Here is a 24,106-nt window from a genome sequence, read left to right on the forward strand (position 1 = left end):
TTATAGGAATCACAATGAGCATAATTCTCTATGGTGTCCCGCTTTCTCCCTATGTACGTAAAGTGCGTGTATGTTTAGCGCATAAACAACTCGACTATAAACTCGAAATAGTCTCGCCGTTTAATCAACCTGATTGGTTTTTAGAACTCAACCCTCTAGGGCGAATTCCGGCGCTAAAAGACGACGAGTTAAGTTTGGCGGATTCTAGCGTTATCTGCCAATATCTTGATGAAAAACACCCTAATTCAGCGTCTTTAATCGGTGATACTATAGAGCAACGTGCAGCCGTTCGCTGGTTAGAAAAATACGCAGATTACGAGCTGGCTCCTTTTGCAACATTTACGGTGTTTCAGCAACGTATTATTGCCCCCACAATGCAAAAGCCAACCGATGAAGCCTTAGTGCAAAGTGCATTAAATGAAAAACTACCGCCTTTATTTGATTATTTAGAAGATTATTTAGGGGATAACGAGTTTTTTGTTGGCGAGAGCTTAACCCTTGCCGACATTGCTGTGAGCTGCCAGTTAATGAATATGGAGCATGGTGGTGAGCAACTTGATGAGTCGCGCTGGCCAAATCTTGCAGCATTGCATAGCCGTGTAAAACAGGGTACTGCCATGCACACAATGCTTGAAGGCGAGCAAAAAATATTAGCCTCGCTTAAGTAGCTTTTTAATGTTGGTGACTGGAATGTCGCTTATTTTACAAAATCTTAAACAATAAAGGAGCTATCATTGAAAAAAGTACTGATTGTTTGTTTGGGTAATATTTGTCGCTCACCGACGGCTGAGGCGGTATTAAAAGCTCGCGCTAAAGAGTTAGGCATTGATTTGCTAGTGGACTCGGCTGGGACTATTGGTCATCATGAAGGTAATCCGCCAGATAAACGCTCTATGCAAGCTGGCGAGAAACGTGGTTATAGTTTTAAAGGTATTTTTTCACGCAAGGTGCGCAGTAGTGATTTTAGCGAGTTTGATTTAATTTTAGCAGCCGATAAACAAAACCTGACGGATCTAACCGCACGCTGCCCCGAGCATTTGCAATATAAGTTGGCGTTATTTTTAGAGTATGGCGAGCAAACACAAAGCGCAATTCCCGATCCTTACTATGGCGGTGATGATGGCTTTGAAAAGGTACTTGATTTAATAGAGGCCGCCAGCGATAACATTTTAGCTAAGTTAAAGTAGAATAAACTAAAAAGGCGCTCAACGCGCCTTTGGTATGTTATTAACGGTTTACTTTAAAGTCGAGCTGTACTTTGGAAGTTGCTGCAACGGCTTTTCCATGTTCAAACTTAGGTGCATAACGCCATTGCGCTAATGCTTCTACTGCCGATTTTTCAAAGGCCACGCCACCTTCAGAACTAATTACTTGCGGATTTTTTACAAAGCCAGACTCATCTACTTCAAACTCCATAACTACACTGCCATCTTTACTAAATCGCGCCTTGTTTTTAGGGTATTTAGGGTTAACGCGGTATAGCGGCGTTTGTTCTTGGCTTTCTTTCCACGGCACCATTTTAGCAATCGCGATGCAGTGTTTGGTGGCTTCATCACTTTTGCCTTGTTTTTCATACAAGCCAATTAACCTTGAGTGTGCGGTAAGCTCGGCGTTGTGATCGTAACTTAAGCTTTCATCAAACACATTTACTACACGGTTAAGTCGTTCTATTGCTTGATCGTATCTTTTTCGACCTTCCGCAAATGACGCCATTAAAAAATCAGCTTTTATTTGTTCAACTGAGTTTTTAGGTAAGTTAGCCAGATAATACTCATCGGCTTCTTCTAGGTAGTTTTTAGCTTGTCGGTATTTTTCATAGCTGAATTTATTAGCTAGTATGGTTGCCGCTTCTAGTTTCATATCAGCCACAAACTTAGGGTTGTTTTGTGTGTTTGCGATTGCTATCACTTGCTCTAAATAATAATCCGCTTTTTGAGCAGAAGGGGCAAAACTAGCCATACCGACTAAAGCATCAATGGTTTCAGGCGATTGCTTACCATGGTTATTAACTAAAATAGTATAGGCTTGTTGATAGAGCGAAAAACGCTTTTCAATCCACTGTTTACCGTATCGATTAATTGATTTTGCATAGTTAATCGCTAAGTTTGCGGTGTTATCAGCATTTTCACCGTAAACAGTTTTACCTGATGTGTAAGCCTGCTCCGCGGCTTGATGCACATTTTCTTTGGTTTTAATCGCATTTAAATAATTTTGATACGCGTCGTTGAAAACGGTTTGAGCGTTATTTGCTTGCTCGGCAAATGACGTGGTGCTTAATAAAGATAAACTTAAGCCCATCAGTAATGCAAGTTTGTTTAGTTTCATAATGATCCCTATTATTTGTCGATAACAAATTAGCAAATCCTTATGTATATGTCATCACTTTAGGTAAATCAAGGTAAACGCTCGCTAGTAATATATTTGCGGTTTAAGATTGAAAATAGTCGCTACCGTCGCCATATATTTGCCATAAACAGTCTTGTACTACGGTGTATTTAACCTATTTTGTGATATTATCACTTTATCGTGTCGTAGTTTTTTAATATTTGGATTGGTCGTGGCGCAAGTAAGAGCAAGAGTCCAGCTTAATGTTGGCAAAAATAGTGATATTCCTGCAGAAATTATTTCCTTTAGTGGCTTAAAAGATGGCCAAGAGCATGTTGCGTTAGTGTTTAAAAACGCCGATACCGAGCAAGATGTTCCGCTTATTCGTATGCACTCTGAATGCTTAACCGGTGATGTGTTTCACTCGTCACGTTGTGATTGCGGTGAGCAGTTAAATGAGTGTATTGAAATGATGCACGAACAAGGCGGTATTTTACTTTATTTACGCCAAGAAGGGCGTGGTATTGGTTTATACAATAAAATTGATGCGTATGTACTGCAGTCACAAGGTATGAACACTTACGAGGCCAACAATCATTTGGGCTTTGCTGATGATTTACGTGATTTTTCGGATGCTGTATTAATGCTCAATGCGCTCAATTTAAAGCATGTAAAATTAATGACTAACAATCCTAAAAAGCTTAACGCATTAAAAGATGCTGGCATAGAGGTGGACTCTGTTGTGGGCACTCATGCACACATTAAAGCTGGGCTTTCAGGTAACAAGGCGTATTTAGAGACTAAAATTAAGCATGGCTCTCATATGCTAGATATTAAGAAAATTAAAAAACCTTAGGGTCTGTTGACCTTTCAAGGTTAAATTTGCAGCAGTCTGTTTGGTATTTAGGCAAGGCAGAGCCTATGTGGTGTGGTTATTCCCCATAAATAGGCGATAACGCAGCATCAATGCCAAACAGGCGCTGCCCGAAGGGTTCTGCCTAGGGGCGATTTACTCTTTGTTGCTCGGTTTTGACTTAGCCCACTAGGTTACAAACCTCGCGCCGCGATTAAATCGCCCCTAGTTTGAACAAATTTTAATCCGTAAAGGGCAACAGACCCTAATATTAACGGCATTTATCGCCACCACCTCTGTAATACCAACCAACGCCGAGTTATACTCGGCGTGTTTTGTTTTAATTAAGAGCAAGTATGTCTACACAATTACGAATTTTTAAAGCGGATGCGGCATTAAAATGGTTTAAAGCGGGTTGGCTAATTTTCAAAACTCAGCCATTAACCTTTATCTTTATGCACTTGTTTATTGGCATTGTTGGCTTGTTGTCTTTATTTTTGCCGTTATTACAAATAGTCGCAGCATTGGCTACACCATTTTTAACCGCTGGTTTTTATCAAGCCGTGCTTACCAAGCAGCAAGGCGGAAAAATTATGTTAGCCGACATTTTGAAACCCTTTTCAGCAAAAGGAAATCGCTTAGGCTTATTTCGCTTAGCGCTTTATCAAATGGGTGCCGGTATTTTAATTGCGCTGCTCGCCAATGGGTTATTTTCCAATGCGATGGCGGTTATGACGCAGCCTGACTTAGACCCTAATACAGCAATTAGCCAAATGCTTGAGAGTATTTCGTTTGCCAATGTGGCACTGTTTTTAATTGCGCTGTCGATATACTTTACTTCGTTTGCCTATGCGGTACCGCTGGTTTACTTTAATAAAGAACAACGTATTTTAAATGCCTTAAAAAGTTCGTTTATGGTGTTTTATTATAATATTTTACCACTGAGTGTTTATGGTATTATTTGCGCATTATTAATAGTGGTGTCGATGTTCTTATCGCTACTACCGCTGTTGATTTTAATGCCAATTTGCTACATTAGTTTCTTTGTTTCTTATCAGGCTATTTTTATGCCCGTTGTGCCACCAAGTGATGACAGTAACATTAAGCCTTTAAGTAGCGAGCAAAGCGGGCGCTTTGACGCTTAATGGATGATACGTTAAAACAAAAGTTAAAAAACTATGTGCTTTGGTTACTAGGAAGGCAAGAGTATTCGCGCCGAGAGTTAACCCAAAAGTTACAGCAAAGAGAAGCAAGCGACGAGTTCATAGAAAACCTGCTTGATTGGTGCGAAAAGCACAATTTTATTAACGAGCAGCGTTACTGTGAAGGGTTTGTAAGAAAGCACATATTTAAATGCCATGGCTTAAAGCGAATTCAAAGTGAGGCCATGAGTAAAGGGATTGATAGAGCACTGCTTGAAACAGTGATTGAAGAGCTGGAAATAGATTGGTTTGAGCTCGCGCAGGAAGCGTACAACAAAAAATATTCAACGACACCGGCAAACCTCGAGTACAAAGAAAAAGCTAAGCGCGTGCGCTACTTAATGTATCGAGGATTTAGCTATGATCAAATAAATTTTGCAATGCAAGCACAGTAAATACAGGTGAGACTTTCACATGCAGCACATGACTACCGCACAAATTAGGCAACAGTTTTTAGACTTTTTTGCCAGCAAGCAACACCAAGTTGTTCCTTCTAGTTCGCTTATACCGGGTAACGATGCCACGTTGTTATTTAATAATGCCGGTATGGTGCAATTTAAAGATGTATTTTTAGGCGCTGAAAGCCGCCCTTACACACGCGCAACCAGTTCGCAGCGTTGTGTGCGCGCTGGTGGTAAACATAACGATTTAGAAAACGTAGGTTATACAGCACGTCATCATACCTTTTTTGAAATGCTAGGTAATTTCAGCTTTGGTGATTACTTTAAGCAAGATGCAATTAAATTTGCGTGGGAGTTTTTAACTGAGGTTGTAAAACTACCAAAAGAAAAGCTGTTAGTAACTATTTACCATGATGACGAAGAAGCCTTTGGCTACTGGGCTAACGATATAGGCTTACCTGAAGATCGTATTATTCGTATTGCAACTAGCGATAACTTTTGGTCTATGGGTGATACGGGTCCTTGTGGTCCATGTTCTGAAATATTTTATGATCACGGCGAGCATATTTGGGGCGGTCCTCCGGGCACACCTGAAGAAGATGGTGACCGTTTCATTGAAATTTGGAACTTAGTATTTATGCAATACAACCGTCAAAGCGACGGGACTATGGAGCCACTTCCTAAGCAATCTGTTGATACAGGTATGGGCCTTGAGCGTATTTCAGCTATTTTACAAGGTGTGCATTCAAACTACGAAATCGACTTATTCCAAGGCTTAATTGCGGCCGCTGCAAGCGTTACCAATGCACAAGATATGGATGATAAATCACTTCGCGTGGTAGCGGATCATATTCGTTCGTGTGCATTTTTAATTTCAGATGGGGTTATGCCATCAAATGAAGGCCGTGGTTATGTATTGCGTCGTATTATTCGTCGTGCAGTACGTCACGGTAATAAGTTAGGTGCTAAAGGCGCGTTTTTCTATAAATTGGTTGCTGCACTTATTGAGCAAATGGGTCAAGCGTACCCAGAGCTTGCTAAGCAACAAGAAATTATTGAAAAAGTACTACGTATTGAAGAAGAGCAGTTTGGTAAAACGCTTGAGCGTGGTTTAGCTATTTTAGAAGAAAGCTTAAGTGATTTAACCGGGGATGTGATCCCGGGTGACTTAGTATTTAAGCTTTACGATACCTATGGTTTCCCTGCTGATTTAACAGCCGATGTTGCGCGTGAGCGCCAGATGACGATTGACCATCAAGGTTTTGAAGCATGCATGGCAGTACAACGTAAAACTGCGCAACAAGCGGGTAAGTTTGGGGCTGATTACAATGACCAATTAAAATCAGACAAGCACACTGACTTTAAAGGCTACGATAGCACTCATTACAGCGGCACAGTGGTAGAAATTTTTGCCGGTGGCGAAGCTGTATCATTACTTGAAGATGGTCAACAAGGTATTATTGTTTTAGACCGTACTCCGTTTTACGCTGAATCAGGCGGCCAAATTGGTGATAGCGGAACAATCACAGTAGCCGGCGGTGAGTTTGTGGTGACTAATACCACTAAACTGGGTAATGCTTTTGCTCACCATGGAACAGTTCAAGGGCGTATTGGCGTTAACGATAAAGTGGATGCGACTATTGACGATGCGCGCCGTGACAGTATTAAGAAAAACCACACCGCTACGCATATTTTGCATGAAGCACTGCGTCAGCTTTTAGGTGAGCACGTATCGCAAAAAGGCTCACTTGTGCAGTCAGATCGTCTGCGTTTTGACTTCTCACATTTTGAAGCGGTGACCAAACAAGAACTGCGCGAAATTGAGCGCGTAGTGAATGACGAAATTCGTCGTAACTTTGCTCTTAACACTGAGCTAATGGCAATTGATGATGCTAAAGCAAAAGGTGCAATGGCGCTGTTTGGCGAAAAGTACGATGACGAAGTACGCGTTGTGACTATTGGTGATTACTCAATCGAGCTTTGTGGTGGTACACACGTAGAGCGTGCGGGTGACATTGGTTTATTCAAAATTGTATCTGAAAGCGGTATTGCTGCTGGTGTTCGTCGAATTGAAGCGGTAACAGGTGCAGAGGCAATTGCTTATGTAAGCGAGCAAGAGCAACAATTAGCTGATGTTGCAGCGCTTGTAAAAGGTGACAATGCGTCAGTGCTTGAAAAAGTAACTGCCTTGCTTGAAAAGTCGAAAGGGCTTGAAAAACAAGTTGCCCAGCTTAACGATAAACTAGCCAGTGCGGCAGGTGCATCGTTACTTGATTCAGTGGTTGAAATTAACGGGGTTAAATTGTTAGTGGCCAACGTTGAGGGCACAGAATCAAAAGCGCTTCGCGGTATGGTTGATGACCTTAAAAATAAAATTGGCTCAGGTGTTATTGCCTTAGGTGTTGCCAGCGGCGACAAAGTAAGCCTAATTGCGGGTGTAACTAAAGACTTAACTGGCAAAGTAAAAGCGGGTGAGTTAGTTAATCACATGGCAGGCCAAGTCGGTGGTAAAGGCGGCGGTCGTCCAGATATGGCGCAAGCGGGTGGTTCTGAGCCACAAAATTTAACTGCAGCACTTGATAGCGTAACAGCTTGGTTAACTGAGCGTACTTAAGCTTAAGTGGCACTTATAGTTCAAAAATTTGGCGGCACTTCGGTAGGCTCAATAGAGCGTATTGAAGCGGTCGCCGACCTTGTTGTTAAAACCAAGCAACAAGGCCACCAAGTGGTGGTGGTGCTTTCGGCAATGTCGGGAGAAACCAATCGCTTAATTAATCTTGCCAAACAAATCGACTCTCGCCCGAGTAGTCGTGAACTCGATGTATTACTGAGTACCGGTGAACAAGTCTCTATTGCTTTATTAGCGATGGCCATTATTAAACGCGGCCATTCAGCGGTAAGCTTACTAGCCGATCAAGTGAATATATTAACCGATAACATGTTCGGTAAAGCCCGTGTAGAAGAAGTTGCGGCAACGCGTTTAAAACATGAACTTGAGCATAACCGTATTGCTATTATTGCCGGCTTTCAGGGGCGCGATATTGAGGGCAACGTGACCACGCTTGGCCGAGGTGGCACCGATACCTCAGCGGTTGAAATTGCTGGTGCAATAAAAGCCGATGAGTGTCAGATCTATACCGATGTTGATGGCGTATATACTACAGACCCGCGTGTGGAACCTAACGCACGACGTTTAAGTCATGTCACCTTTGCTGAAATGCTTGAGCTGGCAAGTTTAGGCGCTAAAGTGTTACATATTCGCTCTGTAGAATCTGCTGGTAAACACAATGTTCCTCTGCGGGTGTTATCTAGCTTTAAACCCGATGAAGGCACGTTAATTAGTTTTGAGGAGAGCGTCGTGACAAGCAATGTCGTATCGGGTATTGCATTTAATCGAGATGAGTGCTTAATTAAGGTGCATGGAATGCCGCAAGGCACCAAACATCTTGCAAAAGTTTTGAAACTTTTTGCTGATAATGGCATCGAAATAGATATGATTAATCAAATTAATCATAAAGTTGAAAAAGTCGACTATGCTTTTACTGTGCATTTAAATGATTACTTAAACGCACTTGATTTGTTAACGGCTGAGCAACAGCAATTTGACGCACAGGCAATTGACGGATTGACCAATGTGGCGAAAGTGTCAGCGGTGGGTATGGGGATGAAATCTCATTCCGGGGTAGCGAGTTTATTTTTTGATTCGCTAGCACAAGAAAACATTGATGTGATGTTTGTTGCCACCTCAGAAATTAAAATTTCAGTTTTAATAGATGAAAAATACCTAGAGCTGGCTGTTCGTGCATTACATAAGACATTTTTAACAGAAAATGAATAGATTGAGAGTTTTTACTTACTTTTTAGTCTAATTTTAATTAAAATGTTTGTGCGGAATCTTATAATTTTATTGGAACATGGGAGCAAGAGAATGCTAATACTAACTCGTAGAGTAGGCGAGACCCTTATGATTGGTGACGAAGTAACCGTTACTGTTCTAGGTGTTAAAGGAAATCAAGTTCGTATCGGTGTTAACGCACCTAAAGACGTATCAGTTCATCGTGAAGAAATTTACATGCGCATACAAGCTGAAAAGTCTAACCCTAATCCGGGCAATGCTTAATCAACATAGTATAAAATGTGCTAGTTAATATAACTATGACATTTGTAAAAGCCACTCATTGAGTGGCTTTTTTGTTTATAAAATCAATCGTTTCTTCGTCGAGTATTGCCTTAGAAATGTATTGCATACCGCTTTTGCTTTTTAACAGTAGCCCGCAATCGGTGGTAATAATTTCGTTAATGTCGTGCCAAGCTAACTGGTAATTTTTGTAATGATTGGTTGATTTTATTCCGTCTTCGTCGAAGGTGAGAGTGACTTCAGAACCAGACGCTCTGCTTAGCATTTGCCTGGTAACCCACCATGGGCGGCGATAGTAAAAGGCGATGCATTCGAGTAGGGCTAGCATCAGCAAAAATGTACCTAGGTAATGATCTCCTAAACCATAAATACCAAATAATCCCAATACAACAAGCAGTGCTAATAAAAAATATTTAGGTTGCGTGCGTTTACTATAAGGCAGCGATTGGTCGAAGCATTCATAAAAGTAAGGTTTATCGAGTTTATAGGTTGTCGTAAATACCATGCATCTATACTTAAAAGCTATTTTTTATCATTTTAGCAAGCTATGTGGCAAATGCGCAGCTTAAAAAGAATTAATAGTTCAGAGTTTATAATTAATGGGTAGCAACTTGGCGACTAATACTAAACACAAAAAAAAGCGACCAAATGGTCGCTTTTTAAAAAGGGGCTGAATTAGCAATTTGTTTCTTCAGCGTTGACACCTTCTTTTACTTCTTCACAGGCATCTTCTACTTTATTTTGAACATCTGTCACGGCTTCGTCGATGCGTTCACCGGCTTCTTCTGCATGATTGTCTTCACAACCCATAATAAATGCACTTGCGAATAGGCCAATAGCAGCTGCTTTAAGTGTTGATGATTTCATAATGTAATTCCTTGTATATAAATTTAAAAAAGTTCGTTGTTTCTTATCTACCTGGGGCTTTTACCACGTAAGGCGCCAGAGACAAGTGAAATAACCAGTAAAACTAAAAAGATAAAAAATATGATCTTAGCAATTCCTGCTGCGGCCCCTGCAATACCACCAAATCCTAAAACGGCTGCGATTAGTGCGATCACCAAAAATGTAATTGTCCAGCGTAACATTGTCATCTCCTTGATTTATCTAAGTGTTAAAGTGTTGTTTTTATATAAGCGAGTAATATGCCAGTATTTTATTTTGTTTTTAATCAACGGTTTAACTTATCTTTTTGAGTTTGGCTTTATATTAGGTTGGTAATTTTTACGGTTTTATCTGTAACTTATTCACAGTGGTGTCTGATGAGATAATAAATAGTTTTTACAGTCGTTATTTTGGTAAGACCAATTAACATTTGCTTTGGCAGTTTTTAGTGGATTAGCTCATTAGGTATATTTTTATGTGTTTTTACAGAATATTAGGGTTTTTATATATTCTTTGTTTATAACGAACATTTTTACCATCTATATATATAGGTTAAATAAGCTATTTTAGGTGGTGTTAACCTTATTGGTGATATGTTACTTTTAGATTAATTGGTTTTACCAATTTACAATGTGTAGACAAGAGAATAGTTTTTGTTACTATTGGTGAATATTTATTTAAATAAACTGACTTTTTATGTATTCAGTTTTGAACAGGGGAGAATTATGGATATAGGGGCTTTGCTCACAACTGCAGGCAATTTAATGCTAACCGGTATGGTGGGGGTGTTTGTATTTCTTTCTTTATTGATTGGTGCAGTGACAGTTATGTCTAAGCTGGCTAGCAAATTTTCTCAGCCAGAACTTGAAGTATCACAGAGAACACCATCTTTTAAATCTCAAGGTGTGCCAAATGAGCACATCGCTGCAATTAGTGCTGCCATTGCTCAGTACAAAACAAATAATAATTAGAGGAGCATACCAATGGCTAAATTAAAAATAACAGAACTCGTACTTCGAGACGCACATCAGTCGCTTTTAGCTACCCGCATGCGATTAGACGACATGTTACCTATTGCAAAAAAAATTGATGACGCAGGTTATTGGTCTATAGAGTCTTGGGGTGGGGCTACCTTTGACTCATGTATTCGTTATTTAGGCGAAGATCCGTGGGAGCGTATTCGCGCGCTTAAAAAGGTGATGCCAAATACACCCCAGCAAATGTTACTTCGCGGTCAAAACTTATTGGGGTATCGCCATTATGCTGATGATGTTGTTGAAAAGTTTGTTGAGCGCGCACACAAAAATGGCGTAGACGTATTTCGTATTTTTGATGCCATGAATGATGTACGTAACTTAGAAACTGCCATAAAAGCGGCGGTTAAAGTAGGCGCGCATGCCCAAGGTACGATTTCTTACACGGTAAGCCCAGTACACACATTGGATATGTGGCTAACACTTGCTAAGCAGCTTGAAGAATTAGGTTGTCATTCAATTTGTATTAAAGATATGGCGGGATTGCTTAAGCCTTACGATGCAGAAAAACTGATTAAAGGCTTAAAAGAAACGGTTTCAATTCCTATTGCCATGCAATGTCATGCAACAACGGGTTTAAGTACCGCAACGTATCAAAAAGCGATTGATGCCGGTATTGATATGCTCGATACGGCTGTATCGTCTATGAGTATGACTTATGGTCATTCAGCAACTGAAACAATTGCTGCAATCGTGGAAGGTACTGAGCGTGATACTGGGCTTGATTTAAACCACCTTGAAGAAATTGCAGCTTACTTTAGAGACGTACGTAAAAAGTACGCTGCGTTTGAAGGCAGTTTAAAAGGTGTTGATGGCCGAATTTTATTAGCCCAAGTGCCAGGTGGTATGTTAACTAACATGGAAAATCAGCTTAAAGAGCAAGGCGCTGCTGATAAACTAAACGAAGTATTACTTGAAATTCCACGGGTGCGTGAGGATTTGGGCTTTATTCCATTAGTTACACCGACCTCGCAAATTGTTGGTACTCAGGCAGTACTTAATGTGCTTACTGGCGAGCGCTATAAAACCATCACCAAAGAAACCGCTGGCGTATTAAAAGGTGAGTATGGTTCAACACCTGCTCCTATGAATAAAGAGTTACAAGAGCGTGTACTTGATGGCAGCGAAGCAATTACCTGTCGCCCTGCAGATGTGATCAAACCTGAACTTGAAACGCTTGAGGCTGAATTAAGTAAACTTGCGCAAGAGCAAGGCTTAACGCTTGCTGATGAGCAAATTGATGATGTGCTCACGTATGCCTTATTCCCACAAATTGGTTTGAAGTTTATTAAAAACCGCAATAACCCTGACGCATTTGAACCTGTTCCTAGCGCTGATGATAGCTCCAATAAAGCACCTGAAAAATCAGCGGCAAACAATAAAGGCGTTAAGGCTGAGCAATACAGCGTTAAAGTAGATGGCAAAGTATACGATGTCGTGGTTGCTCAAGGCGGTGAGCTTAAAGAGGTGACGCTAAAAGACTCTGAGCATATTCCACAGTCGGCATCAGTTGCTTCAGGTGAAACTCTTAATGCGCCACTTGCCGGTAATATCTTTAAAATTAAAGTAAAGCCAGGTCAGGTAGTCAATGAAGGTGATGTGGTGATTATTATGGAAGCCATGAAAATGGAAACCGAAGTACGCGCCATGCATACCGGTACAATTGCAGACGTGCTTGTCTCTGAAGGTGATTCAGTGTCAACCGGCGATGCAATGATTGCATTAGCTTAAGGAGTAATTAGAGGATGGATGGTATTTTAAACCTCTGGCATGCCACAGGCATTGCTAACTTTACATTTCCTGGGCTGATCATGATTGCCGTTGGTTGTTTGTTATTATTTTTAGCTATAGTTAAAAACTTTGAGCCGCTACTATTACTGCCCATTGGTTTTGGGGCTATTTTAACTAATATTCCTGTGGCGGGCTTATCTGACCCTGGTGGCTTACTTTATTATGTTTACTATGTAGGTATTGATACCGGAATTTTTCCGTTATTAATATTTATGGGAGTGGGCGCGCTCACTGACTTTAGTGCCTTAATTGCAAATCCGCGTATGTTGTTATTAGGTGCTGCGGCGCAGTTTGGTATTTTTGCTACCTTATTTGGGGCTATTTTACTTAACTTTATTCCAGGGTTTGAGTTTAGTTTACAAGATGCGTCAGCAATTGCCATTATTGGTGGCGCTGATGGGCCAACCGCTATCTTTTTAGCGTCAAAGCTGGCACCTGATTTATTAGGTGCTATAGCAGTGGCTGCGTACTCGTACATGGCGTTGGTTCCTATTATTCAGCCGCCTATCATGCGTGCGTTTACAACGCCTGAAGAACGTAAAATTCAAATGCCAGAACTGCGTAAAGTATCAAAAAAGGAAAAAATTATTTTTCCGCTGATGGTACTCACTTTAACTGCGCTCTTTTTACCAGCCGCCATTCCACTGGTTGGTATGTTTTGTTTAGGTAACTTAATGCGTGAGTCGGGTGTGGTCGATAGGCTAAGTAACAGTGCTCAAAACGAAATTATTAATATAACCACCATATTTCTAGGACTAGCGGTAGGCTCTAAGCTTGCTGCCGAGCAGTTCTTAACAGTGGAAACCATTGGTATTTTAGTGCTGGGCGCAATGGCGTTTGCTATTGGTACGGCCTCAGGTGTATTTATGGCAAAAGGCTTAAATAAAATTTCAAAAACCCCCATAAACCCATTAATTGGTGCTGCGGGTGTATCCGCTGTGCCTATGGCGGCTCGTGTAGTTAATAAAGTCGGTCTTGAAAATAACCCGCACAACTTTTTACTGATGCATGCCATGGGGCCTAATGTAGCTGGCGTACTGGGAAGTGCTGTTGCTGCAGGTATTTTATTAGCACTTGTTGGCTAGTAATATTTAATCCAACCATTAGCGCAGTTTACTGCGCTTTTTTTTGCCTAAAATTTAATGTTTTAGATTAAGCGGTTTCTTGTATAGGGTTTTTTGTTTAAAGTAATCACTCTTCATTTTTTAAAAGGGCTGTCAAATGTTACACACTCCGCTGGCAAAATATTTACCCAAGGTTAGTAAGCTTGTATTTGGTTGTATGGGTTTAGGAGGTGCTTGGAATAAAGACGCCATCAACAGTGGGCACTTAAAGCAAGCTCATTCATGCATAGACGCAGCATTTGAAAGCGGGATTAACTTTTTTGATCACGCTGATATTTATACCTTAGGCAAAGCTGAGCACGTTTTTGGTAAAGCGTTGGCTGAGCGTCCTGAGCTCAGAGAACAAATGTATATTCAGTCTAAGTGTGGTATTCGCTTTGCTGATGAGAAAAACCCGCAGCGTTATGATTTTTCTGCTGATTGGATTGAGCGTTCTGTTGAGGGCTCACTTAAACGATTAAATACCGACTACTTAGATGTGCTTATGTTGCATCGCCCCGATCCATTAATGGAGGTGGAGGAAGTTGCGCAAATATTTAGCTGTTTAAAAGAAAGTGGCAAAGTGCGTCATTTTGCAGTTTCTAATATGTCTCAACATCAAATAAGGTTTTTGCAGCGCGCTTTAGATATGCCAATTGTGGCAAATCAAATAGAGGCCAGTTTACAAAAACATCAGTGGGTTGATGAGGGCATTTATGTAGGTAATGCCGATGGTAAAGATATTAACTTTACCCCAGGGTGTGTTGAGTATTGTCGTGAGCATGACATTCAAATTCAGAGTTGGGGCAGTTTGTGCCAAGGTTTATACTCAGGCGGTGACCTATCAAAAGCGTCACAAGCGGATGTAAACACGAGTATTTTAGTTAGTAAGCTTGCCGTTTTATATGGCACAAGTGCAGAAGCTATTGTATTGGCATGGCTACTTCGCCATCCTGCATCGATTCAGCCAATTATAGGCACAACTAATGTAGATCGTATTAAGGCATCGAGTGATGCAATTAATATTAACTTAAGTCGAGAGCATTGGTATGAGTTATATATTAGCGCGAAAGGCTGCGCTTTGCCGTAAGTTAATACCCGTTTCAATATTATTTAAACGAATTGGTATAATACAAAGGTGTTGATATGAATATATTTGTCATTTTAATTAGCTTAGTGATTGCTTTGGTGATCATTATTCCTTTGCTAGAAAAGTACCAAAGTAAAATGGGGCTAGAGGGTGCTACCAAATACAGCAAGTATATTTGGCCATTAGTCATGATATCTTTGGTTGTGCAGCTAATTTATGTACTTGTAAATTAAGATTGAAACTTAAATATCACACACAAAAAAGCCTTTGCGGGTAACCCCAACAAAGGCTTTTTTATTTAATCAGTGAAGTGGTTATCTAAGTGCTAGTTGTAGCTCACGATTACGCTCTAGTTGCGCGATAAAGTTATCAGCAATAGGCTTAAATTTAGCAAGCTCTGAACGAGGTAATGGTTCAGACTTAGGTAGTTTTACGGTTTTAGGGTTACGGTGAACGCCGTTAACCAAAAACTCATAATGTAAATGCGCACCGGTTACACGACCAGTTGAGCCAACAGTACCTATTTTTTCTCCCTGTTTTACCTTTTGCCCTGTTCTGACTAAGCGCTTGTTAAGGTGTAAGTACTTAGTAACATATTGAGTACCATGGCTAATAAATACGTAATTACCATTATATTTGCTATAGCCTGCTTTAATTACTTTACCATTACCCGATGATACAACTGGCGTGCCTGTGCGTGCAGCGTAATCAATGCCGCGATGTGCTTTCACTTGTCCTGTAACAGGGTGTAGGCGGCGAGGGTTAAAGCTTGAACTAATATATTTGAAATTAACAGGCGCACGCAAAAAGGCTTTTTTCATACTACGGCCTTCAGGGGTGTAAAAGTTACCGTCTGTGTGACGAATAGCGGTGTAACGCTCACCTTGGTTTATAAATTCAGCGGCAATAATTTTACCGGTGCCAATAAACTCACCGTCAACAAAATGAGACTCATAAATTAAGCCAAATTCATCACCCTTGCGAATGTCGTTAGCAAAATCGACGTCCCAACCAAATATATCGGCAAAGTTCATGATTTGGCGTTCACTTAAACCTGCTGCAATTGCAGAGGTCCAAAAGCTACTTGAAATTTCCCCACCGGCTGTTTTGCTCAGTGTTTCTATTTCTTTGCTGTCAATTGAGGTGTCGTATTGGCCTTCGTCATTAAGTGTGACGAATAGCGTATCCGTTTTAGAAATAACGTAGCGTAATTGAGCTAATGAACCGTCTTCGGCGGTAGCAAAGCTTAACGTTTCACCTGGGTGAATTTTAGTTAGCTTACGTGTTTCAGCGTTGGTGTTTACAAGTTTATGCAGCGTTTGCGCAGAAAAACCGGCACGCTTAAAAATAATCGCTAAGTTGTCACCATTTTTAACTTGGTGATCGACAAAATCATATTCTGGAAGTTTTTGTGCTGCCTGCTCTGAATTAAGGTCAGTGAGTTTTTCGTTCTCACCTACTTTAATTTGTAATTCATAGCGCTTACCAATTTCTAGTGTGTTTTCACTATTGTCTTTGGATGCAGTGGCTTTTTCAGAAGGAAGAAAGGCTAAGGCAACAATAGCAGAAACCAAACCTAGAATAAGCATTTTGTGTTTTTTGGGGAGCGTGTTAACCACGTGAACCATAACGTGCCTTTTTCTGCTGTCAAGATAATAAATAGGTTATATTGCAGGATATAACGAATAATCTGTGAATACTAGTATTTTGTAGATTTAAACTCGAGTTAAATTAGGCTAAAATCATAGGGTATTCAGGCTGTTTGTGTTTAAAGTTGAACTGTTACACTATTTTATATTCTTGGATACTTTGCTTTTTCATCATAATGTTAAATTAGCTTATAAAACGGTTTAATTACGAGAAGTGATTAATTTGTAAACTGTTTTTAGTTTGTGATAAACACTTTTGGCGTATTATTAATCGCTCGTTTATATCCCCTTTTAGAACGTACACCCTGCATTTTAGTTGGTGCTGCGATTAGTTAAAAAAGTTGTTCTAATTAGGTGGAAATTTGTTATGTTAGCTAAATAGTTTTATTTGCTTTGTGATAACGCGCTAGCAATAAACCGTGAGCATATTACACCCCTTCGTTGTCAGAATTTTTTGGAGTAACACACAGTGGATTTACAAACCGCTCTAGCAGAGATAAAACGCGGTGCAGAAGAGATATTAATTGAAGATGAGTTGGTTGAAAAATTAAAGTCGGGGAAAAAGCTAAAAATTAAAGCTGGTTTTGATCCTACGGCTCCAGATTTACACCTAGGTCACACTGTACTCATTAATAAAATGAAAACCTTTCAAGATTTAGGTCATGAGGTTATTTTTTTAATTGGTGATTTTACCGGTATGATTGGCGATCCAACGGGCAAAAATGTGACCCGTAAACCACTTACACGTGATGACGTGCTTGCCAACGCCGAAACCTATAAAGAGCAGGTGTTCAAAATTTTAGACCCGGCTAAAACAACCGTCGCTTTTAACTCTACATGGATGGAGAAATTAGGCGCTGCGGGGATGATAAAATTAGCCGCGCGTCAAACTGTGGCGCGTATGCTTGAGCGTGATGATTTTAAAAAGCGCTATGCTGGCGGTCAATCGATTGCGATTCATGAGTTTTTGTATCCACTGGTGCAAGGCTGGGATTCAGTCGCATTAGAGTCAGATGTTGAGCTAGGCGGCACCGATCAGCGTTTTAACCTATTAATGGGTCGTGAGCTGCAAAAAGATGAAGGTCAAAAACCACAAACAGTATTAATGATGCCTTTACTTGAGGGAACTGACGGCGTTCAGAAAATGTCGAAGTCACTCGGTAATTATATTGGTATTACTGATACGCCTTCAGATATGTTCGGTAAAATCATGTCAATTAGTGACGTACTTATGTGGCGTTACTACGATTTGTTAAGTAGCCTTTCTATCGAGCAAATTGCAGCGCAAAAACAGCGTGTAGAGCAGGGTACTAACCCGCGCGATATTAAAATTGAATTAGCTAAAGAGCTAATTGCGCGTTTTCACAGTGAAGCTGATGCGCAAGCTGCTCATGATGACTTCATCCAGCGTTTTCAGAAAAAAGCCTTGCCAGATGAAATCCCTGAGCTGACAGTTAATATTGATGAAGAGTCAATTTTAATCGCTAACTTACTTAAAGAAGCGGGCTTAGTGGCGAGTACCTCAGAAGCCATGAGGATGATCAAACAAGGTGCTGTAAAGCTAAACGGCGAAGACAAAATTACAGATACCAAATTGGAAATTGTAAAAGGCACAACGGCTATTTACCAAGTAGGTAAACGCAAATTTGCAAATATCACCGTAGCTTAAAACTGCGGACATTATAAAAACCAGCTACGGCTGGTTTTTTTATGCGAACTTAAAAACGAGAACAGCTTTAATAATTTCAACGCTAATAATAATCAGAAGCCAAAAAAAGCGAGTTTGGTTAAGTGTATTGAGTAGTTGTGGTATGTCATCGGCGTTGGGAAGACGCTCTACACCGACACGCATTTTATTAAAACGCTGTGTATTATAAATAGCAGGCCCACCAAGTTGTACCCCCAAAGATGCAGAGCACACACTAAGTAACCAGCCTGTATTGGTTTGATAGAAGTGTCGGCCATAATGCTTAATATAATGCATGCTTTTTTTACTGGCCTTTAGTGAGGCAATTGTCAGCGCGAGTAAACGTATGGGAATGTACTCAACAATAAAAAGAACCAGTTTAAGCGGCATTAAAAAAGAGCTGTTTGGGGCTATATCACTTCGCCACGCTTGTTGAATTAAAGTGATTAAACGATAGGCGAGAGCGGCGACGGGGCCCAATACTAAAAATATGAAAATTACCACAAAGTAATGGCGCGCCGTTCTAAGTATGACACTTTCCATAATGGCTTTAATGATCCCGGGGCTTGAAAGTGCATTAACTTCACGGGCTACTAGTGGCTTTAATAATTCGCGTGCTGTCGATTTTTGATTTTTTTTGACTAGCCTAGCTATGCGTATCGCTTTTTTATTCAGGCTACTGTTTTCTAGGCATAAATATAAAATAAGACCGGATAACAGCTCGGGGTAAAAGGCAAACTGAAGCAGTAAAACTACAATAATAAGCACAGTACTAAGTATAAGCGTACTTGCCATTGAGGCTGCTAAATAATGATATTGCTTGGTGTCTGTTTTTTTATAAATACGCTGGCTTATAGCGCTAAAAATAGCAGAGAGTATGTGGTTAGGGTGATACCAACTTACTAAAGGTAAAAAGCGCTCAGCAAGGAGCGCACAAATAAATACAATAAAGTCCAAATGATTTTGAACAATATTATTGAGCATTTACAGCGTAACCGCCGTTAATTTCTCAAGTAAAGCTACGACCATTTTTGATGAATTTATAGAGGCTGTTTCTAAGTATTCTTCAAATGATTGCGGCGACTCTTTGCCTGCAATATCAGACATTGAGCGAATAACAACAAATGGTGTATTAAGTGCAAAACACGTTTGCGCAATTGATGCACCTTCCATCTCTACTGCTAGCATTGTAGGGAAGTCACTGCGTGCTTTTTCAATACGAACAGGGTCGCACATAAACGAGTCGCCAGTGCAAATTAAACCAACAAGGGTTTTTACTTCACTAATTTGTGCAATTGTTTGCTCGGCTGCTTCTACAAGTTTAGGGTGAGCAGTAAAACCTGCTGGCATTTGTGGTACTTGGCCAATTTCGTAACCAAACGCTGTTACATCAACATCGTGATGACGTACTTCAGATGAAATTACTACATCGCCAACGTTTAGTGATGGATCGAATCCACCGGCAGAGCCAGTGTTAATAATACAATCTGGATTGAAGTTATCGATAAGTAATGTGGTTGCGATTGTCGAAGCGACTTTACCAATACCTGATTGCACTAAAGTGACGGTATTGCCTGCAAGCTCGCCTGTGTAAAAAGTAAAACCAGCCTTGGTTAAAACTTGTGGATTTTGCATCGCCTCGCGCAAAATTTTAACTTCTGGCTCCATTGCGCCAATAATACCAACATTCATAGTGTTAAATTCCTGAGTTTGAATACGGTGATTATACTGCAAAAAATAACGTGGGGTAAAACAAACAAAAATGCGAGCTTAAAAAGCCCGCACTTTATAAACTTATTGATTATATTTCAGCAAGGGCTGTTGATTGTGCCTTTGCTTGAGAAGGAGACAATACCGCAGGTTTATGAACTCTAGCACGCGTAGGTCGTGAAGGTTTAGATGCCGCTGGCTTACCTAATTTAAACATAATTGCATCGCGTACTTCGCTTGGGCGGTAGCCTGCCTTCACTTTCATACGAATATGTGGAATACCTGCGGCTTCCAATGCGCCATTAACAAACCAGTCGCGCTGTGCTTTGTGGCCATCTTTATTGGCGTTATTAACTAAGTCAACCGCAGCCACTATGGTCATTTTTTCTTTATCTACTAAAACAAAGTCTAGCTGCTTATTTTTTGCTTTAGCCATTGCCGCACGTTTAGATTTAACAGACAGGCCTTGTTTACAGTCAATCACATCGATTAGTTTAACGCGACTAACAATTTTATATTGATCGCCAACAGCGCGCTCTAATAAATTCAGAAACGCCCCTTCTACTTGGGTAAATACACTTTGCTTACGAGTAAAAGGATAAGGGTTTCCGCCGTCATCATTAAATTTTGACGCAACGACAGATGCCCCAACAACTAGCACTAATATTAATAATAAAGCGAATTCCATACGGTAACTCCATAACAACAAATTGACACTGCTTTTCTAAAGCAATTTATGTGCCCAAATAGTTGTTATGGTTGTTTTATTAACGAATGGGGATGAGCACTATTATGCTTTATAGCCGCCTTCAATACCTTTTACGGCAATCGCAACTGCATCATGAGCATGTAAAGACTCATAATGGTTAATTTGCAGGAAGTAATCGCTAAACTCTTTTGACTCTAACGTCGTTTTAATTTTTCGTGCTGCGTCTTCACAAAACATTAAATTTTGACCGTTTAAGCGAGCAAACTCTTGTTCGTCTTCACGTTTTACCGCAGCTTGTACTGGTGTTTTTAGCTCATCTTCTAATAAGTTTATTAAGTTAACCACATCAAACTGTTTAATGTTATTTGCTAATTTAACTTTAATATTAGCAATTGAACGCTGTGAATGCGGGGTTGCTACTATGCCTTGAGTTGTTCCAAGCCACTCTAAAACTTCTGATTGAGTGAGTGTTTCTTGAGAAAACTTTTCGCTGAATGCGTTTTGAATTAATTGGCGAGCCAGTGCTGCAGAGCAGGGGCAAGTTGATGAATAAGTCACATCAACGCTGAGCTCAAAACTAATAACGCCTTGATTTATAGTGCTGGTAAGTACAATGGGATAGCTTTTCCAACCTGCTTTACCACTAAGTAATGACTTACGGCGTAGCGGCAATTCAAATTTAAATTCAATGTGTGCTTTATCACTTAAGCCTTCATGACTGGTGATAAAGGTATCTAAGGCTTGTGCTAAGGTTTGTGGATTGACCTGTTGCTCAGTTGAGAGGTGATCCAACGCTAAAAATAGTCGCGACATATGAATGCCTTTAGCATCTTCTTTGTGTAAATTAACAAAGGCGCGTGCTTTTGCATTAACGGTAACTGGAGCTAAATCAAGAGATTCAAAAATAAAAGGCAGCTCTATATCGCCCATACCTACCCAGTCTAATTTACCTGTTTGTAATGCGGCAGCCGTGTTAGCAATATCTGGCATAGTTTTTTGCATGATACGTTACTCGTTATTTGCAATATTTAAAACGCCGCATTTTACACTAAATAAAGATTTGCTGAAATGCAGCAAATAACACCAAACATGAAATTTTATTGTTTTTGTCGCACAACATGAAAATAGCTGATAGAAAATGCTAAAATTAGCCTTTAACCTTGAAAGGTCAACAGACCCTAAGCATTTAGCTAAGAGAAAAACTGATATATGACTGATTCTTCTTTGAACCCGTGGGTTCGAGTTCTTTCCAGTTCAATAACTCGTTTTGGTGAGTTTAAAACTGCTGCTATTTGCTATGCATTATTACTAACAATATCGCTGGTTTTATCAAGTATGTTTTATTACGTTGCCATAGGCGAAGTAAACTTGGTTGATATACTGGCCGTAGTATTTTTTACCTCGGTTGTTTCTCCTTTAGTTATCAGCATATTATTAAACTCTATTCGGCAACTTGATGCCTCTTATGCTTATTTAGATAGTGCCACAAAACAAGAGAAGCTTTTAAATCAAACCCTCAAAGACAATATTAACCGCTTAAATATTGAAATTGACGAACGTAAAATGGCTTTTCATGCCAAACACCGAGCAATAGAAGAGCTCAGGCGTGAAATTGCAGAGCGTAAAAAAACACAACAAGAACTCGCACAGCAAGGCATGTTACTGCGCTCAATAGTAGACTCCTCGCCGGATTTATTTTATTACCGCGATAACAACGGGGTGTTTGCCGGTTGTAATAAAATGTTTGAAGAGGTGATGGGTAAAACCAGTGGTGAACTTATTGGTAAAGCCGCAGAAGAAATATTCCCAAGCCACTTTTTATCAGAAGTACTCAGAACCGATGAGCAGGTTGAGCGTACGCACCAAGGTTTAACTATAGATGTGGAGTACTCAGTAAACGGTGAAATTAGGTGGTTTGAATTGCGTAAACTTCCCTTTATTAATGAACAAGGGGATTACATTGGTCTACTAGCCTTTGGCCGTGATATTACCAGTCGTAAAGAAGCTGCGCAGGCACTGGAAACAGCTTACAAAGATAAAGGGAAATTTATTGCCACATTAAGCCATGAGTTACGCACACCGCTTAATGGTATTGTGGGCTTAACGCGCATGCTACTGGATACCGAATTAAACAAACAGCAACGCAGTTGGTGTAATACCGTGTTTTCAAGCGCCGAAACGTTAGGTAACATATTTAACGATATTATAGATTTAGATAAAATTGACCGTGAGCAGTTAGATATTGCCGCCAACGAAATTAATGTTTCGGACTTTATCAACGATGTAGTTAACTTTGCAGGCCTTATTGCTGAGCAAAAAGAGCTTTCGTTTGAAGTGAAGCGTTCTGGCATGCTTGACATATATGCTTTGCTTGACCCGACTCGTTTACGCCAAGTGGTGTGGAACTTAATTAATAACGCCGTTAAGTTTACTCAACAAGGGTGCGTAATCTTAGATTGTGCCAGAGAAAACCGTGAAGATGGCCCTTGGCTTATTATTAAAATACTCGATACCGGTGAAGGTATTCCACAAGAGCAACTAACACGCATTTTTGACATGTACTATAAAGCGCCAGATCTTAAAGGCACCAATGCCATAGGTTCAGGTATTGGCTTAGCTGTCACCAAAGCGTTAGTAAGCGCAATGAAAGGCACAATAACGGTTAATAGTACCCCAGGAGAGGGCAGCTGCTTTACGGTACAAATTCCGCTGAATTTATGTAGTGCACCTACCGAACATAGTTATGTTGGGCGTAGCTTATATATTTTATTAGTGGAGGATGTGCCACTTAATGCTGAAATTGCTACTAACCTACTAGAGCAACGTGGACACGAAGTGCTGTGGGCTGAAACGGGTGAAGATGCTTTATCGTTTGTCGAAACTGAAGATGACTTAGATTTAGTATTACTTGATATGCAGTTGCCTGATATTAATGGTGACGAAGTGGCAAGACAAATTCGCGCTCAAAGTCATTTTGATCAGCTACCAATAGTGGCATTAACGGCCAATGTTCGCAGTGCTGAAGAAGAGCTTGAGGGTATATCTATTCAAGGCGCACTAGCTAAACCAATAAACACAAGCAAGTTAGATAATATGCTCGCTGAACTCTTTGGCATTAAGCAAGCGCAAACCGAGGCTCCTCAACGAGTGGTCAATCAAGCGTTATTAAATCAAATTAATACTGACTTGTTGGATGTTGAAACCATTGAAGACTTTGTAAATTCGATGGGCGTTGAAGTATTTAAACGCAGTAGCCAGTTGTTCGCAAAGCTAAATCCGCAGTACCAACAAGAGCTATTAGCTTCGTTAAACGCTGCTGATAGAGAAGAGTACAAATCGGTTGCGCACAAATTAAAAGGTGCGGCAGGTTCGGTGGGTCTTAATGATGTTCAGTTGCATGCAAAGCAAATGGAGCATGGGGCGCTGGAGCAAAGTGACGAAGTGTTAGCTGTGTGGCTTGAGGAGTTAACAGATAAAATAAATGAAGGACAACAGGCCCTTCATTTATTTTTACAGCAATTAGAGTAAT

At 40.3% G+C, this 24,106-nt stretch carries 25 protein-coding genes; 16 read left to right on the plus strand and 9 right to left on the minus strand.

Annotation, left to right across the window (positions count from 1 at the left end; all coding sequences use genetic code 11):
- Positions 1-14: 14 nt before the first annotated feature.
- Together AAGD16_RS02800 and AAGD16_RS02805 are read left to right on the plus strand one after the other, a co-directional pair.
- Entirely contained in the window at positions 15-668 is a 654-nt protein-coding gene (locus AAGD16_RS02800; RefSeq protein ID WP_377113504.1) for a glutathione S-transferase family protein, read from the plus strand.
- A 66-nt stretch (positions 669-734) separates the two neighbouring features.
- Complete coding sequence (locus tag AAGD16_RS02805; RefSeq protein ID WP_013464121.1) at positions 735-1,187, plus strand: low molecular weight protein-tyrosine-phosphatase; 453 nt, start codon at positions 735-737, stop codon at positions 1,185-1,187.
- 40 nt (positions 1,188-1,227) lie between these two features.
- On the opposite strand, the gene AAGD16_RS02810 is transcribed toward AAGD16_RS02805, so the two are convergent.
- Positions 1,228-2,325, minus strand: a complete 1,098-nt coding sequence (locus AAGD16_RS02810; RefSeq protein ID WP_377113507.1) for a TonB family protein — start codon at positions 2,323-2,325, stop codon at positions 1,228-1,230.
- A 232-nt stretch (positions 2,326-2,557) separates the two neighbouring features.
- Between AAGD16_RS02810 and ribA the strand changes: the two genes are divergently transcribed.
- The 6 genes from ribA to csrA all read left to right on the plus strand — a co-directional run bounded on the left by ribA (position 2,558) and on the right by csrA (position 8,901).
- Positions 2,558-3,181, plus strand: coding sequence for a GTP cyclohydrolase II (gene ribA / locus AAGD16_RS02815; protein WP_008465954.1), 624 nt, complete (start codon positions 2,558-2,560; stop codon positions 3,179-3,181).
- 353 nt (positions 3,182-3,534) lie between these two features.
- A complete protein-coding gene (locus AAGD16_RS02820) occupies positions 3,535-4,323 on the plus strand; it encodes a BPSS1780 family membrane protein (protein ID WP_377113511.1) in 789 nt (262 codons plus the stop codon).
- A complete protein-coding gene (locus AAGD16_RS02825; RefSeq protein ID WP_138764108.1) occupies positions 4,323-4,775 on the plus strand; it encodes a regulatory protein RecX in 453 nt (150 codons plus the stop codon). Before AAGD16_RS02820 ends, AAGD16_RS02825 begins: the two co-directional genes overlap by 1 nt.
- Before the next feature lie 19 nt (positions 4,776-4,794).
- Positions 4,795-7,395: an alanine--tRNA ligase gene (alaS, locus tag AAGD16_RS02830; RefSeq protein WP_377113514.1), complete on the plus strand. Its 2,601-nt coding sequence runs from the start codon at positions 4,795-4,797 to the stop codon at positions 7,393-7,395.
- 6 nt (positions 7,396-7,401) lie between these two features.
- On the plus strand, positions 7,402-8,619 hold the full coding sequence (locus tag AAGD16_RS02835) for an aspartate kinase (RefSeq protein ID WP_377113517.1): 1,218 nt from the start codon (positions 7,402-7,404) through the stop codon (positions 8,617-8,619).
- Positions 8,620-8,709: 90 nt separating this feature from the next.
- Positions 8,710-8,901 (plus strand): carbon storage regulator CsrA, encoded by a 192-nt coding sequence (gene csrA, locus AAGD16_RS02840; RefSeq protein WP_004587515.1) that lies wholly within the window; start codon positions 8,710-8,712, stop codon positions 8,899-8,901.
- Positions 8,902-8,956: 55 nt separating this feature from the next.
- On the opposite strand, the gene AAGD16_RS02845 is transcribed toward csrA, so the two are convergent.
- The 3 genes from AAGD16_RS02845 to AAGD16_RS02855 all read right to left on the minus strand — a co-directional run bounded on the left by AAGD16_RS02845 (position 8,957) and on the right by AAGD16_RS02855 (position 9,968).
- On the minus strand, positions 8,957-9,424 hold the full coding sequence (locus AAGD16_RS02845; protein ID WP_377113520.1) for a YcxB family protein: 468 nt from the start codon (positions 9,422-9,424) through the stop codon (positions 8,957-8,959).
- Positions 9,425-9,594: 170 nt separating this feature from the next.
- Positions 9,595-9,786, minus strand: coding sequence for a hypothetical protein (locus AAGD16_RS02850; protein ID WP_013464127.1), 192 nt, complete (start codon positions 9,784-9,786; stop codon positions 9,595-9,597).
- Between the two features lie 47 nt (positions 9,787-9,833).
- Entirely contained in the window at positions 9,834-9,968 is a 135-nt protein-coding gene (locus AAGD16_RS02855; RefSeq protein WP_377114768.1) for a DUF1328 family protein, read from the minus strand.
- On the opposite strand from AAGD16_RS02855, the gene AAGD16_RS02860 reads away from it, so the two are divergent.
- The 6 genes from AAGD16_RS02860 (at position 9,907) to AAGD16_RS02885 (ending at position 15,055) form a co-directional block, all read left to right on the plus strand.
- The gene (locus tag AAGD16_RS02860; protein WP_377114844.1) at positions 9,907-10,140 is read left to right on the plus strand and encodes a hypothetical protein; all 234 of its coding nucleotides are present in this window, start codon (positions 9,907-9,909) and stop codon (positions 10,138-10,140) included. The genes AAGD16_RS02855 and AAGD16_RS02860 overlap by 62 nt on opposite strands.
- Positions 10,141-10,529: 389 nt before the next feature.
- Positions 10,530-10,775: an OadG family protein gene (locus tag AAGD16_RS02865; protein ID WP_013464128.1), complete on the plus strand. Its 246-nt coding sequence runs from the start codon at positions 10,530-10,532 to the stop codon at positions 10,773-10,775.
- A gap of 12 nt (positions 10,776-10,787) precedes the next feature.
- Positions 10,788-12,569, plus strand: a complete 1,782-nt coding sequence (gene oadA / locus AAGD16_RS02870; RefSeq protein ID WP_377113523.1) for a sodium-extruding oxaloacetate decarboxylase subunit alpha — start codon at positions 10,788-10,790, stop codon at positions 12,567-12,569.
- A 14-nt stretch (positions 12,570-12,583) separates the two neighbouring features.
- Positions 12,584-13,714 (plus strand): sodium ion-translocating decarboxylase subunit beta, encoded by a 1,131-nt coding sequence (locus tag AAGD16_RS02875; protein ID WP_013464130.1) that lies wholly within the window; start codon positions 12,584-12,586, stop codon positions 13,712-13,714.
- Positions 13,715-13,850: 136 nt separating this feature from the next.
- On the plus strand, positions 13,851-14,822 hold the full coding sequence (locus AAGD16_RS02880; RefSeq protein WP_016900618.1) for an aldo/keto reductase family oxidoreductase: 972 nt from the start codon (positions 13,851-13,853) through the stop codon (positions 14,820-14,822).
- Between the two features lie 56 nt (positions 14,823-14,878).
- The gene (locus AAGD16_RS02885) at positions 14,879-15,055 is read left to right on the plus strand and encodes a hypothetical protein (RefSeq protein WP_013464132.1); all 177 of its coding nucleotides are present in this window, start codon (positions 14,879-14,881) and stop codon (positions 15,053-15,055) included.
- 81 nt (positions 15,056-15,136) lie between these two features.
- On the opposite strand, the gene AAGD16_RS02890 is transcribed toward AAGD16_RS02885, so the two are convergent.
- Positions 15,137-16,450: a peptidoglycan DD-metalloendopeptidase family protein gene (locus AAGD16_RS02890; protein WP_013464133.1), complete on the minus strand. Its 1,314-nt coding sequence runs from the start codon at positions 16,448-16,450 to the stop codon at positions 15,137-15,139.
- A gap of 490 nt (positions 16,451-16,940) precedes the next feature.
- On the opposite strand from AAGD16_RS02890, the gene tyrS reads away from it, so the two are divergent.
- Positions 16,941-18,140, plus strand: a complete 1,200-nt coding sequence (tyrS, locus tag AAGD16_RS02895; RefSeq protein ID WP_013464134.1) for a tyrosine--tRNA ligase — start codon at positions 16,941-16,943, stop codon at positions 18,138-18,140.
- Positions 18,141-18,179: 39 nt separating this feature from the next.
- Here the strand turns inward: tyrS and AAGD16_RS02900 are convergent, their stop codons facing one another.
- The 4 genes from AAGD16_RS02900 to folE2 all read right to left on the minus strand — a co-directional run bounded on the left by AAGD16_RS02900 (position 18,180) and on the right by folE2 (position 21,579).
- Positions 18,180-19,142 (minus strand): cobalamin biosynthesis protein, encoded by a 963-nt coding sequence (locus AAGD16_RS02900; protein WP_290208109.1) that lies wholly within the window; start codon positions 19,140-19,142, stop codon positions 18,180-18,182.
- Positions 19,143-19,850, minus strand: a complete 708-nt coding sequence (gene mtnN, locus AAGD16_RS02905; protein WP_013464136.1) for a 5'-methylthioadenosine/S-adenosylhomocysteine nucleosidase — start codon at positions 19,848-19,850, stop codon at positions 19,143-19,145.
- A 109-nt stretch (positions 19,851-19,959) separates the two neighbouring features.
- Positions 19,960-20,556 (minus strand): DUF2726 domain-containing protein, encoded by a 597-nt coding sequence (locus tag AAGD16_RS02910; protein WP_013464137.1) that lies wholly within the window; start codon positions 20,554-20,556, stop codon positions 19,960-19,962.
- A 102-nt stretch (positions 20,557-20,658) separates the two neighbouring features.
- A complete protein-coding gene (gene folE2 / locus AAGD16_RS02915; RefSeq protein ID WP_377113529.1) occupies positions 20,659-21,579 on the minus strand; it encodes a GTP cyclohydrolase FolE2 in 921 nt (306 codons plus the stop codon).
- A gap of 207 nt (positions 21,580-21,786) precedes the next feature.
- On the opposite strand from folE2, the gene arcB reads away from it, so the two are divergent.
- On the plus strand, positions 21,787-24,105 hold the full coding sequence (gene arcB, locus AAGD16_RS02920) for an aerobic respiration two-component sensor histidine kinase ArcB (protein ID WP_377113532.1): 2,319 nt from the start codon (positions 21,787-21,789) through the stop codon (positions 24,103-24,105).
- Position 24,106: the final 1 nt, after the last annotated feature.

The sequence above is a fragment of the Pseudoalteromonas sp. M58 genome (genome assembly GCF_042604605.1).
GTDB classification, from domain to species: domain Bacteria; phylum Pseudomonadota; class Gammaproteobacteria; order Enterobacterales; family Alteromonadaceae; genus Pseudoalteromonas; species Pseudoalteromonas tetraodonis.